General features: G+C 38.6%; 15 protein-coding genes. All 15 read right to left on the bottom strand.

All coding sequences use genetic code 11. The features are described 5' to 3' along the window. Positions 1–7 precede the first annotated feature (7 nt). A complete protein-coding gene (gene hisI / locus MKX37_RS07045) occupies positions 8–313 on the bottom strand; it encodes a phosphoribosyl-AMP cyclohydrolase (protein ID WP_002086731.1) in 306 nt (101 codons plus the stop codon). Next, complete coding sequence (gene hisF / locus MKX37_RS07040; RefSeq protein WP_002126292.1) at positions 310–1,068, bottom strand: imidazole glycerol phosphate synthase subunit HisF; 759 nt, start codon at positions 1,066–1,068, stop codon at positions 310–312. Before hisF ends, hisI begins: the two co-directional genes overlap by 4 nt. Beyond that, positions 1,062–1,781, bottom strand: a complete 720-nt coding sequence (gene hisA / locus MKX37_RS07035) for a 1-(5-phosphoribosyl)-5-[(5-phosphoribosylamino)methylideneamino]imidazole-4-carboxamide isomerase (protein WP_002126291.1) — start codon at positions 1,779–1,781, stop codon at positions 1,062–1,064. The genes hisF and hisA overlap by 7 nt, the downstream gene beginning before the upstream one ends. Further along, entirely contained in the window at positions 1,754–2,383 is a 630-nt protein-coding gene (gene hisH / locus MKX37_RS07030) for an imidazole glycerol phosphate synthase subunit HisH (RefSeq protein WP_002168816.1), read from the bottom strand. The genes hisA and hisH overlap by 28 nt, the downstream gene beginning before the upstream one ends. Next, positions 2,384–2,968: an imidazoleglycerol-phosphate dehydratase HisB gene (hisB, locus tag MKX37_RS07025; RefSeq protein ID WP_078421977.1), complete on the bottom strand. Its 585-nt coding sequence runs from the start codon at positions 2,966–2,968 to the stop codon at positions 2,384–2,386. It lies immediately after the preceding gene. Next, positions 2,968–4,257, bottom strand: a complete 1,290-nt coding sequence (gene hisD, locus MKX37_RS07020; protein ID WP_078421976.1) for a histidinol dehydrogenase — start codon at positions 4,255–4,257, stop codon at positions 2,968–2,970. The genes hisB and hisD overlap by 1 nt, the downstream gene beginning before the upstream one ends. Positions 4,258–4,268: 11 nt before the next feature. Further along, positions 4,269–4,904 carry an ATP phosphoribosyltransferase gene (gene hisG, locus MKX37_RS07015; protein WP_033708301.1) on the bottom strand — a complete coding sequence of 212 codons (636 nt, stop codon included), beginning with the start codon at positions 4,902–4,904 and terminating at the stop codon, positions 4,269–4,271. Continuing rightward, positions 4,880–6,142, bottom strand: a complete 1,263-nt coding sequence (locus MKX37_RS07010) for an ATP phosphoribosyltransferase regulatory subunit (RefSeq protein ID WP_078421975.1) — start codon at positions 6,140–6,142, stop codon at positions 4,880–4,882. The genes hisG and MKX37_RS07010 overlap by 25 nt, the downstream gene beginning before the upstream one ends. Before the next feature lie 309 nt (positions 6,143–6,451). Next, a complete protein-coding gene (gene leuD / locus MKX37_RS07005) occupies positions 6,452–7,033 on the bottom strand; it encodes a 3-isopropylmalate dehydratase small subunit (RefSeq protein ID WP_002126281.1) in 582 nt (193 codons plus the stop codon). Further along, the gene (gene leuC, locus MKX37_RS07000) at positions 7,011–8,405 is read right to left on the bottom strand and encodes a 3-isopropylmalate dehydratase large subunit (RefSeq protein WP_002011716.1); all 1,395 of its coding nucleotides are present in this window, start codon (positions 8,403–8,405) and stop codon (positions 7,011–7,013) included. The genes leuD and leuC overlap by 23 nt, the downstream gene beginning before the upstream one ends. Next, positions 8,405–9,469 (bottom strand): 3-isopropylmalate dehydrogenase, encoded by a 1,065-nt coding sequence (gene leuB, locus MKX37_RS06995; protein WP_002011718.1) that lies wholly within the window; start codon positions 9,467–9,469, stop codon positions 8,405–8,407. Before leuB ends, leuC begins: the two co-directional genes overlap by 1 nt. A gap of 78 nt (positions 9,470–9,547) precedes the next feature. Next, the gene (gene leuA, locus MKX37_RS06990) at positions 9,548–11,068 is read right to left on the bottom strand and encodes a 2-isopropylmalate synthase (RefSeq protein ID WP_002064438.1); all 1,521 of its coding nucleotides are present in this window, start codon (positions 11,066–11,068) and stop codon (positions 9,548–9,550) included. A 1-nt stretch (position 11,069) separates the two neighbouring features. Beyond that, on the bottom strand, positions 11,070–12,080 hold the full coding sequence (gene ilvC / locus MKX37_RS06985; protein WP_002126277.1) for a ketol-acid reductoisomerase: 1,011 nt from the start codon (positions 12,078–12,080) through the stop codon (positions 11,070–11,072). A 27-nt stretch (positions 12,081–12,107) separates the two neighbouring features. Continuing rightward, complete coding sequence (ilvN, locus tag MKX37_RS06980) at positions 12,108–12,617, bottom strand: acetolactate synthase small subunit (RefSeq protein WP_000822948.1); 510 nt, start codon at positions 12,615–12,617, stop codon at positions 12,108–12,110. After that, positions 12,614–14,314 (bottom strand): acetolactate synthase large subunit, encoded by a 1,701-nt coding sequence (gene ilvB, locus MKX37_RS06975; protein ID WP_002086744.1) that lies wholly within the window; start codon positions 14,312–14,314, stop codon positions 12,614–12,616. Before ilvB ends, ilvN begins: the two co-directional genes overlap by 4 nt. Between the last annotated feature and the right edge of the window lie 51 nt (positions 14,315–14,365).

Here is a 14,365-nt window from a genome sequence, read left to right as displayed (position 1 = left end):
TATCCCCCTATATAATTTTGTAGTGAAAACACGTTTTTTCTCCCGTATGGCAAGCAGGCCCTACTTGCTTTACGACAACAACGATTGCATCTTGATCACAGTCTAAATAAAGTGATTGCACATATTGGACATTTCCCGATGTACCTCCTTTATTCCATAACGATTGTCTCGAACGGGAATAAAACCATGTTCTTTTCGTTTCCAGCGTCTTGTCATACGCTTCTTCATTCATATAAGCTAACATTAAAACTTCTTTCGTATCTTCCTCGATAACAACAGCTGGTATCAATCCTTTTGCAAAATTAGGTTTCATAACCGCACCTCAACGTTTGCTTCTCTTAATTTTCTCTTTACATCTTGTACAGTCGCTTCACCATAATGAAAGATTGATGCCGCTAATGCTGCATCAACTGTTGTCTTTTGAAATACTTCTATAATGTGATCCACATGACCACATCCACCTGATGCGATTACTGGAACAGAAACGCTGTTTGAAATTGCTCCAGTTAAACGAAGATCATATCCGTTTTTCGTTCCATCTGCATCCATACTCGTCAACAAAATTTCTCCTGCTCCGAGCTGGGCAACGCGTCTCGCCCATTCGATTGCATCCATTCCCGTATTAAGTCTTCCGCCATTTACGTATACATTCCATTTATCTTCTGCTACTTTTCTAGCATCGATTGCTACGACAATACATTGTGAGCCAAAATGTTCCGCACCTTCCTGGATTAACTTCGGATTTCTCACTGCCGCTGAGTTTATTGAAACTTTATCTGCTCCAGCTCTTAGTAAATTGTACATATCTTTAACACTTGAAATCCCCCCGCCAACTGTAAGAGGAATAAACACCTTTGAGGCTGTTTGTTCTACAACATCTATAATCGTTTTTCGCCCTTCATGCGTCGCAGTAATGTCTAAAAATACGATTTCATCTGCTCCCGCATCATTATATAATGCGGCTATTTCAACAGGATTACCGACGTCTTGTAACCCTATAAAATTCACACCCTTTACTACCCGCCCTTCTTTCACATCTAGACATGGAATAATTCGTTTTGCTAACATAGTTTTGTTACCTGTAACACTTTTTCTAAATCAATCGTTTTCTCGTAAAGTGCCTTCCCAATAATGACGCCATATATGTTCATATCATTTAATCTTTTCACATCTTGAATAGATGCGACACCTCCAGATGCAATCACACGAATACCCACACTTTTTTGCAGTAACTCTAATTGCTCAAAATTTGGTCCTGCAAGTGTCCCATCTTTTGAAATGTCCGTAAACACAATCGTTTGAACACCTACACTTTCCATTTGCTTCGCTAAATCGATGTACGAAATTTCAGACACATCTAACCAGCCCCTCGTTGCTACGAAACCATTTTTCGCATCAATTCCAACTATGATTTGCTCCTTATATAGACGAACCGCTTCTTCTAAAAATGATTTATCGTAAAGGGCAGCCGTTCCTAATATCACTTTTTCTACACCTACTGACAACAACTTCTCCACTGCCGCGAGTGACCGAACTCCTCCTCCAATTTGCACTGGAATACGTACCGCCTTGCATATTTTTTCAATGACAGGTAAATTTACTGACTCCCCAACAATTGCTCCATCTAAATCAACAACGTGTAGTATTTTCGCTCCAAGTTTTTCAAATATGATTGCTTGTGCGACTGGATCTTCATTCATCACCGTTTCTTTACTAAACTCTCCTTGATAAAGCCTGACGCATCGTCCTTCTTTTACATCGATAGCTGGGAAGATTTCCATGCTTCTACCACCCCTTTGAAATTTTTTAACATTCGCATCCCAATTTCCCCACTTTTTTCAGGATGAAACTGTGCGCCAAATATATTTCCTTTTGCTACAAAACCAGGTACTTTCACTCCATATTCACTTGCCCCATACACAATTTCATTCGGACAATCTGCATAATAAGAGTGGACATAATATACGAAAGAACCGTCCTCTACTCCATTCCAAAGCGATATTTCTCCTTCTTTTTTTAATTCATTCCACCCCATATGTGGAATTTTATAAGGAACTTTTAACTTTCGAATAACACCTGGCAATAAATTTAATCCGTTACAATTTTGTAGTTCCTCACTTTTTTCAAATAAAAGCTGCATTCCTAAGCAAATACCCAGAAGCGGTTTTCCTAAGCTCCCAACTTCTTTTAGCACACATACTAAATCTTTTTCTTCTAAAACGCCCATCGCTTTCGGAAATGTGCCTACTCCTGGTAAAATAACTCCATCACTTCTCAATATTTCTTTTTTATCATCCGTTATGATGTACTCTGTTCCAATATATTTTAATGCTTGTTCCACACTACGAATATTTCCCATTCCATAATCTATAATTGCAATCAATTACAACATCCCTTTCGTTGAATTTACACCATTAATATTGGCATTTTTATCGACTGCCTCTCTAAGCGCTCGACCGAACGCTTTAAATAAAGCTTCAATTTTGTGATGTGTATTGCTTCCGTATAAAATGCGAGCATGTAACGTAATATTTGCAGCATGGGCAACTGCTCTAAAAAATTCTTCCGTTAGTTCTGTGTCAAAATCTCCTAGCTTCGGATTTGTTAATTCACCTTGAAATACAATATATGAGCGCCCGCTTATATCAATCGCGACAAATCCTAAAGATTCATCCATCGGTACATACGCTGAGCCGTAACGGTTAATCCCCTCTTTATTTTGCAATGCTTCTTTCAAGCAAGTTCCGAGTACAATTCCAACATCTTCAACCGTATGATGCGCATCAACGAATACATCACCTTCAGCTTCAACTTGCAAACCGAATCTTCCATGCCTAGCAAATAAAGTTAGCATATGATCAAAAAAACCAACTCCCGTTTGCACAGAAACACTCGTACTTTCATCGAGCTGCAAACTTAATTTAATCTTTGTTTCAGTCGTCTCACGTGCTTGACTCGATTGGCGCATTATTCTTCCTCCTTAAACCTAATTTGGATCGCTCTTGCGTGTGCATGTAAACCTTCTTTATTTGCAAGTTCTACAATATGATGCTGTACACTTCTTAACGCTTCTTCCGTATAAGAAACGAAACTTGATTTTTTTACGAAATCATCGACGGATAACGGAGAAAAAAATCTTGCCGTTCCACTTGTCGGTAATACGTGATTCGGCCCCGCCAAATAATCTCCGAGCGGCTCAGGTGCATATGGACCAAGAAAAATTGATCCAGCATGCTTTACATAAGCTAGAGCATTCATTGGCTCTTTTATGTGTAACTCTAAATGTTCTGGAGCAATTTCATTTGATAATTGAAATGCCTCTCCTAAAGAAGGAACAATAAAAATCGCTCCATTTCTTTTTATTGACTCACGAGCTATTTCACTTCTTGGTAACGTCTCTAGCTGTCTTTCTATTTCTCTTTCTACTTCTTTAGCAAGGTGTACATTCGTTGTAATACAAATAGCAGTCGCTCTTTCATCATGCTCTGCTTGTGATAATAAATCAGCAGCAATATATTCGGCATTTCCTGTTTCATCTGCGATAACTACAATTTCTGATGGTCCAGCAATCATATCGATATTGACTACCCCATATACTTCTCGCTTCGCTAGAGCAACATACAAATTTCCAGGTCCAACTATTTTATCTACTTTAGGAATCGATTCCGTTCCATATGCTAGAGCAGCAATTGCTTGAGCACCACCGGCCATATAAATTTCATCTACACCTGCAAGACTTGCAGCAGCTAAAATATGCGGATCAATTCCTCCTTGCCTCGGCGGTGTTACCATTACAATTTTTTTCACTCCTGCGAGTTTTGCTGGCAATACATTCATTAATACTGATGAAGGATACGAAGCAGTTCCGCCTGGCACATATACACCTACATTTTCTAACGGCTGAATGAGCTGTCCTCTAATTACCCCTTCACTCACGCAATCGAACATCGATTGTCTTTTTTGCTTTTCATGATACGAGACAATGTTTTTCTTTGCCTCTTCTAACGCTTCTAAAAAAGCTTGTTCTACAAACTTACTTGCTTGTTTTATTTCTTCTGCACTTACACGAAAATTTTTGATTTCTACACCATCAAACTTTTTTGTATAGAACGATAACGCCTCATCTTTACTCTCCCTTACGTTTTGAACAATTTCGCTTACACTTCTTTGAACAGTTTCTTCTATTATATGAGCGCTTTCTCGTAGCAATTTTATTTTCGATAAAGCCTCTTGGAAATCTTCAAAAACTATCTCCATTTAAAGTCCCCCTATTTCCCTGACAAAATTTCTTGTTCCATCATATTTATAATGCAGAATATTTCGTCTTTTTTAGTTTTCAATGCAGCCTTATTCACAATCATTCGAGCTGATATAGAGCACATTTCCTCAAATACAATTAACCCGTTTTCTTGTAATGTTTTTCCTGTTTCAACAATATCAACAATTGCATCTGCCAAACCTAGAAGTGGAGCAATCTCTACAGATCCTTCTATTTTAATAATTTCTACATCCTCCCCTTTATCATGAAAATATGTAGAAGTAATGTGCGGATATTTCGTAGCAATTCGTTTTTTTCGATAACTCTTCGGATTATACGTAGGAATAGAAGCGACACAAAATTTACACACGCCCACTCCTAAATCGACCATCTCATATATATCTTTCTCAAATTCCATTAATATATCTTTTCCAACGACTCCAATATCAGCTACGCCATGTTCTACATAAGTAGCAACATCTACCGCTTTCACTAAAATAAATGAAATGTTTGTGTTTTTACTTTTAAACACAAGTTTTCTTCCTTTATCTTTGAGCTCCGAACAATCAATTCCAATTTTTTCAAACAGTGGAATAACATGCTTTTCTAATCTTCCTTTCGTTAACGCAATTTGAATGTTACGCATGAAGCCTCCCCTTCTTTCTGGATGATCCATTTCTCTCTCCATACATATTCCACTAGTGACTCACTCTTCGCCTCAACGACTGTCATTATTTTATTCTTGTTTGCAAATTGAAAAGTATCGTTTAAATTAGAGAATAAAGATAACTGGGCATTCTTCCCGTCCTTTTGCAGTAAATTTCGTAACCTTTCCGCTTCTGCTAATCTATTTAACTCATAATAAATCATAATATCTATTCTCTTTCGTTTATATGGTTCTTGCTGCTCTTGAAGTGCCTTAACTATTTGATTTACTTGCACCGCGAGCCCAACCGCTGGCATCATCTCTCCAAAATTTCCAATTAACTCATCATATCTTCCGCCACTAACAATCTCTTCTCCAATTTCATATATATACCCTTTGAAAATAACACCCGTATAATAATCCAAATGTTGAACCATACCTAAATCAATTGATATGTAAGAGCCATATCCTAACTGTTCAATTGTTTCATATATTTCTTTCACTCTCGCAATGGCCATTTTCATTTCATTACTTGAGGCGAGTTTTTCTGCTTCCTCAACAACATCTAAACTCCCGAATAACCTTGGTAGTTTCTCAAGTAACCTTACTGTTTCATCACACCGATTTAATTTCTTTTCTTCTATAAAGTGTGAGAGTGCGGCATAATTTTTACTTTCAATATACGTTCTAAGTAACTTCTCTTCTTCATCATTAATGGGGAGCTTTTTTACGATACATTTATATAACTGCACTTGCCCAATCTCAATTGTGAAAGATTGCACCTTTAATTTTTGAAGTGCTTGAATTACGCTTATCACACATTCAATTTCAGCCCTTACATTTTCAATCCCGATAATTTCAATACCACTTTGTACTATTTCATTATATTTCCCAGTAAGGGACTCATTCGCCCGAAATACATTCCCGCTATAAGTTACTTTAAGAGGAATATCCCCTCTCTGTGTTCCAATTACTCTTGCTAAAGGAATTGTCATATCTGGGCGTAAAACGATAATCCGTCCTTTTTCATCGAAAAATTTATACATCTTTTCTTCATCTATCGGCCTGTTTTGAAATGCAAAAACATCATAAAATTCAATTGTAGGTGTCCTTATTTCTTCATAACCTCTCTCTAAAAAGGTCCGTCTTAATTTTTGTTCCACTTCTTCAATTAACGTACATTCTTCGAATAAGTAATCTCTCGTTCCATTCGGATTTGCCCGTTTCCACTTTGTCATCTGAATTCACACACCCTTCCCTCTTTAATTTATGCCCATTCCATCCACCCAAACCGAAAATAAAAAGAGCCTTGTAGACAAAATACCTACAAGGCTCTTTAGTAGAGTGTAGGTACAACGGGAATAACCCTTGTGCCTACACGTTTTCACGTTAGGTTCAAGGGTTTCATGTATGATGATGTAATTTTGTAAGCATTTTAATAGATTGCACGATATTCATAATACTTACTCCCTTTCTCCTCTGATTTTTTACATATTATATAACAGTTAATTCTGAATGTAAATAGATTTCGAATATTCTACTTTTAGTTAGTGTGAAGCTACTTTTCTTTCATACTCTTCAATTTCTTGTTCATATTGCATTGTAATGCTGATTTCATCTAGACCATTTAATAATTTTTCTTTCCACATTTTCTCGATTGTAAAATGAAACCTGTGCGTATTCGTAATAATTACTTCATTCTCTAAATCAACTTCCATTTGATCTCTCGCATTCGTTTTGGCAAGTTGTTCACGCATCTCTTTATCCATTACAATCGGTAACATACCATTCTTCATACAATTCATATAAAAAATATCTGCAAATCCTCCGGCGATAATAACGCGGAAACCATAATCCGCAAGCGCCCACGGAGCATGTTCTCTTGAAGAACCACATCCAAAATTATCACCTGTAATTAATATACTTGCTCCTTTTCGTTCTTGTGCATTAAGGGGGAAATTAGGATTTTCATGGCGCTCATTATCGTAACGCCACTCATCAAATAAATATTTTCCAAATCCCGTCCTTTCAATTCTCTTCAAATATTGCTTCGGAATAATTTGATCTGTATCAATGTTATCATTCATAAGTACTGCGGCAGTACCTTTATGAATATGAAATGGTTCCATCGTAACTCTCCTTTCTAATATCAACAAAATGACCATATAACGCAGCTGCTGCAGCCATAGCTGGACTTACTAAATGTGTTCGTGCTCCTTTCCCTTGCCTTCCTTCAAAATTACGATTTGAAGTAGAAGCACAATGTTCTCCTTCAGGTACTTGATCTGGATTCATCCCAAGACACATTGAACATCCAGGCTCTCTCCATTCAAATCCCGCTTCTTCAAATATGCGATGTAAGCCTTTTTGCATCGCCCGCTCTCTCACACTTTTTGATCCTGGTACAACGAGTGCTCGCACACCTTCTTTTACCTTTTTCCCTTTTACAACAGATGCAGCAATTTCTAAGTCAGATAAACGTGAATTTGTACAAGAACCAATGAAGACATGCTTAACAGGAATTTCAAACGTACTTTGCCCAGGGCTCAATCCCATATATGAAAATGCTCTTTCATCATTTTCGTTATGCTTCTCTGGTAATTTTTCATCAATAGGAACACCCATACTAGGATTTGTTCCCCAAGTGACATACGGTGCTAAATCCGTAACATCTACCGAAATATGTAAATCATAAATTGCATCTGAATCTGTATAAAGCTCCGACCATTTTCCCGTAAACGTTTCATAGTCTTTCGGTGCATATTCACGCCCTTTTACATAAGAAAATGTTTTCTCATCTGGTGCAATGATGCCAGCTTTCGCTCCCCCTTCAATTGCCATATTGCAAAGTGTCATTCTCTCTTCCATACCCATATCACGAATCGTCTCTCCGTAGAATTCCATTACATGCCCCGTTCCAACCGCTACACCGTACTTTGAGAGAAGATGCAAAATAATATCCTTTGCATAAACGCCTTTCGGTAACTTTCCTTTTAATTCAATCCCCATCGCTTTCGGTTTTCGTTGCCACAACGTTTGAGTTGCTAATACATGTTCTACTTCACTCGTACCAATACCAAACGCTAAAGCACCGAAAGCACCGTGGGTTGCTGTATGGCTATCACCGCATACAATCGTTTTCCCCGGTTGTGTGAGCCCAAGTTCTGGTCCTATAACGTGAACGATTCCTTGCTCTTCATCACCAATATCGGCTAATCGCACCTTAAATTGTTTACAATTGTCACGAAGTGTATCCAATTGCTGCTTCGCAATGCGATCGGTAATATTCCAAACATCTTTCGTTGGAATATTATGATCCATCGTTGCAAACGTTAATTCCGGTCTCCGAACAGTTCGATTTGCAAGCCGCAAGCCTTCAAAGGCTTGCGGTGACGTTACTTCATGAACGAGATGAAGATCGATATATAATAAATCCAATCCATTTTCATTCGTTACAACTACATGTCTTTCCCAAAGCTTATCTAGTAACCTTTTCCCCATTATCTTCCTCTCCCTACTAGTGCCTGCTCTTCCATTTCTTGAATAACTGCCCTCGTAAATGAAGTTGTCGTCTCATTCCCCCCAATATCAGCTGTACATTTCCCAGATTGAAGAACTGCAGAAATTGCCTCTTCAATCGCATACCCTTCTCTCGTTAATCCAAATGATTGCCCAAGCATCATCGCTACTGAACGCATCATCGCAATTGGATTCGCTTTATTTTTACCTGCAATATCTGGCGCTGATCCGTGAATAGGCTCATATAAAGACGGCCCGTTTTCCGCATGGCTCGCTGATGGAAGCATTCCTAATGACCCTGCTAATACAGAAGCCTCGTCGCTCAAAATATCACCAAATAAATTTTCTGTTACGATAACGTCAAATCTCCTTGGGTTTCGAATTAACTCCATAGCAGCTGCATCTACTAAAATGTGCTCTAATTCAACATTAGGATAACGAAGAGCTACTTCTTCTGTAACAGCTCTCCACAATTTACTAGATTCTAAAACATTCGCTTTATCAATAGAGGTTACTTTTTTCTCTCTCTTACTCGCTAATTGAAAAGCATACGACACGATACGTTCAATTTCATGACGATGGTACGTAAGTGTATCGGTTGCCGATTCTTCCGTTCTTTCTTTCGGATAAGAGAAATAAATACCGCCTGTTAGTTCACGAACGACAACGAAGTCAATTTCATCTGCGTTTTTTAATGGCGATAAATGTGCAGTTGCGCTTTCTACTGTTACAGGACGAACGTTCGCAAATACACCAAGTCCTTTTCTTAAAGCTAATAATCCTTTCTCTGGCCTTTCTTTCGCATCATCCCACCGCGGTCCACCAACCGCTCCAAGTAAAACCGCATCACTCGCTAAACAAGCGGCAAGTGTTCGCTGTGGTAATGGTTGCCCATTTAAATCGATAGCCGCTCCGCCAAAGTACTCATCTTGTAAATGAAAGTGATGTCCATATAGCCTCTCTACCATATGCAATACTTCCTTCGCGCTTTCCATAATTTCCGGACCAACACCATCACCCGCTAAACAAACGATACGTTTTTCCAATTAAAACACCCCTTTTTATCTGAATTTTCAGAAATATACTTTGATAAGTAAGGGACGATCCCCTCACTTATCAAACAGTTACTTCACAAGAGTAATAAAAGATTTTAATTTTCCGGCCGCATGAACATACGCTCTCGCCGATGCTTCTAATACGTCTTGCGCAACACCAAAACCTGATACTTGATGAGTTCCTTCTTTTAATTCAACATGAACATGTGCAAGTGCATCTTGACCTTGCGTTATAGATTGTATGCGATAATCCGCTAAGTCACATTCTAATCCTAAAATTCTTTGAATTGCATTATAGATCGCTTCAATACTTCCAGAACCAGTTGCTGCATCTTCGTACATATTTCCTTCCTCATCTTTTAGTACAACCGTTGCACACTGTGTACTATTTGATACGAAATGTACTTGCAATTGAGTAATGCTATATTGCTGGGCCGCAAATGCTGCTTCACCAAGCATAAGCGCACGTAAATCTTCTTCTGTAATTTCTTTTTTACGGTCAGCCAAGTTTTTAAATGCTTCAAACACCACATCTCGTTCTTCTTTTGTAAACTCATAACCAAGTTCTTTCATTTTTTCAGTAAACGCATGGCGCCCGGAATGCTTTCCTAATACAAATAAATTTTGTGACTCTCCAATCAGTGATGGTTCAATAATTTCATACGTCGTTACTTCTTTTAATACACCGTCTTGATGAATACCTGATTCGTGAGCAAAAGCATTTGCTCCAACAATCGCCTTATTTTTCGGTACAACCATACCCGTTAACCGACTTACTAACGTACTCGTCGCTTTAATTTCTTTTAATGTCATAGAGGATTCTGCTTCATAGAAATCTTTTCTAATATGGAGAGCAACCGCGACTTCTTCTAGCGCCGCATTCCCCGCTCTTTCTCCAATTCCATTAATCGTTCCTTCTACTTGTAACGCTCCGCCTTCAACCGCAGCTAACGAATTCGCTACTGCCATCCCAAGATCATCGTGACAATGACAAGAGAAAATTGCTTTTTCATACGACGGAACGGATTCTTGTAAGTATTTAAAAAGAGAATAATATTCTTCTGGATTCGTATATCCAACTGTATCAGGAATATTGATTACATTCGCTCCTGCGCGAATCGCGACTTCTACTGCTTCCGCTAAAAATGCTCTCGATGTTCTTGTTGCATCTTCTGCTGAAAATTGAACTGTTGGAAATAGTGATTTCCCAAGCGTAACCGAGCGATGTATGCTATCTAATACATCTTCTTTTGACATACAAAGCTTATATTTCATATGAATGTCACTCGTAGCTAAAAATACGTGTAAACGAGGAGAGACAGCGCCTTTCACAGCTTCATAGGCTCTTCGAATATCACTTTCTTTCGCTCTAGCTAAACTCATAACCGTAGCATTTTGAATGGTATTTGCGATACGTTTTACCGATTGAAAATCACCTTCAGAAGCTGCTGCGAATCCAGCTTCCATTACATTAATACCAAGTCTCTCTAGTTGCCTCGCAATCTGTAATTTCTCTTGTTCATTTAAATTAACTCCTGGTGATTGTTCGCCATCACGAAGCGTCGTATCCATGAACAAAATTTGCTTCATATTATTTAATCCCTACCTTTACTCGGGGCTGTACGAAAGGCATCATTTCACGTAATTTACGTCCAACTACTTCGATTTCATGTTCATTTTCTTTTTCATTTGTCGCCTGGAAATTTGGTCTTCCTGCTTTATGCTCTGCAATCCAGCCTCTTGCAAATGTACCATCTTGAATTTCTGCTAGTACTGCACCCATCGCTTTCTTCGTATCTTCAGTAACAACGCGTGGCCCTGATACGAAGTCCCCCCACTGCGCTGTATCTGAAACTGAATATCTCATATTTTCAAGTCCACCTTCATACATAAGGTCAACAATTAGTTTCAGTTCATGTAAACATTCAAAATATGCAAGTTCAGGTTGATAACCCGCTTCAACTAACGTTTCAAACCCAGCTTTTACTAGTGCAGTTACTCCGCCGCAAAGTACAGCTTGCTCTCCAAATAAATCTGTTTCTGTTTCTTCTTTAAACGTTGTTTCTAATACACCTGCTCTCGTCGCCCCAATTCCATCTGCATATGAAAGTGCCTTTTCAGTCGCAACTCCTGTTGCATCTTGATATACTGCAAATAATGCAGGAACAGCTCCCCCTTCCGCAAACGTACGACGTACTAGATGTCCTGGACCTTTCGGTGCTACTAGAAATACATCTACATTAGCTGGCGGTTTTACTTGATCAAAGTGAACATTAAATCCATGCGCGAAAACGAGAGAATTACCGCCTTGTAAGTTTGGTGCAATTTCAGCTTCATATACTTCCGGCTGTAATTCATCAGGTAGTAGAATCATTACTACATCTGCTTTTTCTGCTGCTTCCGCTACTGTATATACAGAAAAACCGTCTTCTTTCGCCTTATCCCATGACTTCCCTTTCCTCAGTCCTACTACCACATCAAATCCGTTATCACGTAAGTTTTGCGCATGCGCATGGCCTTGCGATCCATATCCGATGATTGCTACTTTCTTTTCCTTTAATACATTTACCGTTACGTCTTTTTCATAATAAACTTTCGCCATTTTCATTTCCCCCTATTTTTTAAATAATTATTGAATTAACATAACTTGTTTATCTTGTTTTTTCATACTACGTGTAAATGCTGTTACACCTGTTCTAGCAATTTCTTTCAAACCATATGGACGAAGTAATTCAATTAACGCTTCTACTTTCTCCTGGGTACCTGTTACTTGCACCACTATGGAATCCTTCCCAACGTCTATTACAGCGGCTCGGAACGGTTCAATTAAACTATATAATTCTGCTCTTGCTACAGACGTTGCTACTTTAATAAGTGCAAGTTCTCTAGCGATCATCGCTTCTTCTGTAATATCTGATACTTTCAGTACATCGATTTGCTTATGAAGTTGTTTAATTAACTGCTCAACTTGCTGTTCATTTTCAACGTGTACAACAATCGTCATTCTCGAAATATCCGATGATTCCGTATGACCTACTGAAATACTTTCAATATTAAAATGTCTACGTGTCATAACACCTGTAATTCGATTTAACACACCGCTTTGATTTCGAACTGTCGCTGTTACAATTCTCTTCACCTTTTCTCCACTCCCTCCATTTGATGAACGCCTTTTCCTGGGGCAACCATCGGCATTACCTTTTCGGATTGAAGTACGCGGCAATCAATTACAACAGGCTCTCTTAACTCAATTGCATACTGTAATTGTTGCTTTGCAAGAAGTGGGTCTTCAATACGAACACCTTTTATGCCATAAGCATTGGCAAGCGCAACAAAATCTGGTTGGCATGAAAGTAAGGAGTGCGAATATCGCCCATTATAAAATTCCTCTTGCCATTGTCTTACCATTCCTAAAGCTTCATTATTTAAAATAAACACTTTAACTGGTAAAGAATGCTCTTTTAATACACTTAGTTCTTGCAAGGTCATTTGAAATCCCGCATCACCGACAATCGCAATAACTAATTCTTCTGGCCTTGCAATTTGTGCACCAATTGCTGCTGGAAATCCGAAGCCCATTGTTCCTAAGCCTCCAGAAGTTACCCATTTATCTGGATTTTTCAGCGGATAATATTGAGCTGCCCACATTTGATGTTGCCCAACATCTGTCGTTACAATCGCTTCCCCTTTCGTAATTTCGTATAGCATATCAATTGCATATTGAGGCTTAATACATTCCGAATGCTCTTTGTAAGAAAGAGGGTATTTTTCTTTTCTACTATTCAATAATGAGAGCCAATCATTGTGATTTACTTCCCCTTCCTTAAAGTTGAGTAGAGCTTCTAATGCTTGCTTCGCACTCGCAACAATTGGAATTTCAGTCGGCACATTTTTTCCGATTTCCGCTGGATCAATATCTATATGTGCGACAATCGCTTCTTTAGCAAAATAAGCTAAATTTCCAGTAAGACGATCGTCAAATCTTGCTCCTATATTTATAAGTAAATCACATTCATATAACGCCATATTAGCCGTGTAAGAACCGTGCATTCCTCCCATCCCAAGAAATAATTTATCATCTGGCGGAAAACCACCAAGACCAAGTAATGTATGAACAACAGGAATTTCATATTTACGAGCAAAGCTTGTTAATTCTTTCGATGCCTTTGCATGCAATACACCTGCTCCAGCTAAAATTAACGGTTTTTTTGAAGTCGCAATCGCTTGTAATAATTTGTTTATTTGTAGTAGATTCGGTTCGTAATTAGGCTGGTATCCTGGTAAATCCATTTGAACATCACTACATCGCTCACCTTTCTCTACTACCATATCTTTCGGAAGGTCAATTACGACTGGGCCTGGTCTTCCTGTTCTAGCGATATGAAATGCTTCTTTAATAATTCGGGGTAAATCCGATGCTTTTCGTACTTGATAATTATGTTTTGTCACCGGCATCGTAAGCCCCATAATATCAGCTTCTTGGAAAGCATCACTCCCGATTAACGTTGTTGCTACTTGCCCTGTAAATACAACAAGTGGCAATGAATCAATCATCGCGTCAGCTAGACCAGTAATAACATTTGTAGCACCCGGTCCACTCGTTGCAATTACCACTCCTGGATTTCCTGTAATTCTTGCATATCCTTCAGCAGCATGAATTGCACCTTGCTCATGCCTCGTTAAAATATGCGGAATTTCACAATCATAAAGCGCATCATATAGAGGTAAAACCGCACCACCTGGATAACCAAAAATCACCTCTACTCCTTCCTTTTCTAGCGCTTCTAACAATAGCTGTGCACCAGTTGCCAGTTTCTCTTCCGTTTTTGAAGACATTTTTCTTATAAGCCCCCTTTTTTAAAACATTTATAAAATAAAAAAATCCTA

This window comes from Bacillus sp. FSL R5-0709, from assembly GCF_038004785.1.
GTDB classification, from domain to species: domain Bacteria; phylum Bacillota; class Bacilli; order Bacillales; family Bacillaceae_G; genus Bacillus_A; species Bacillus_A mycoides.
This window is presented reverse-complemented; position numbering and strand designations above follow the sequence as displayed.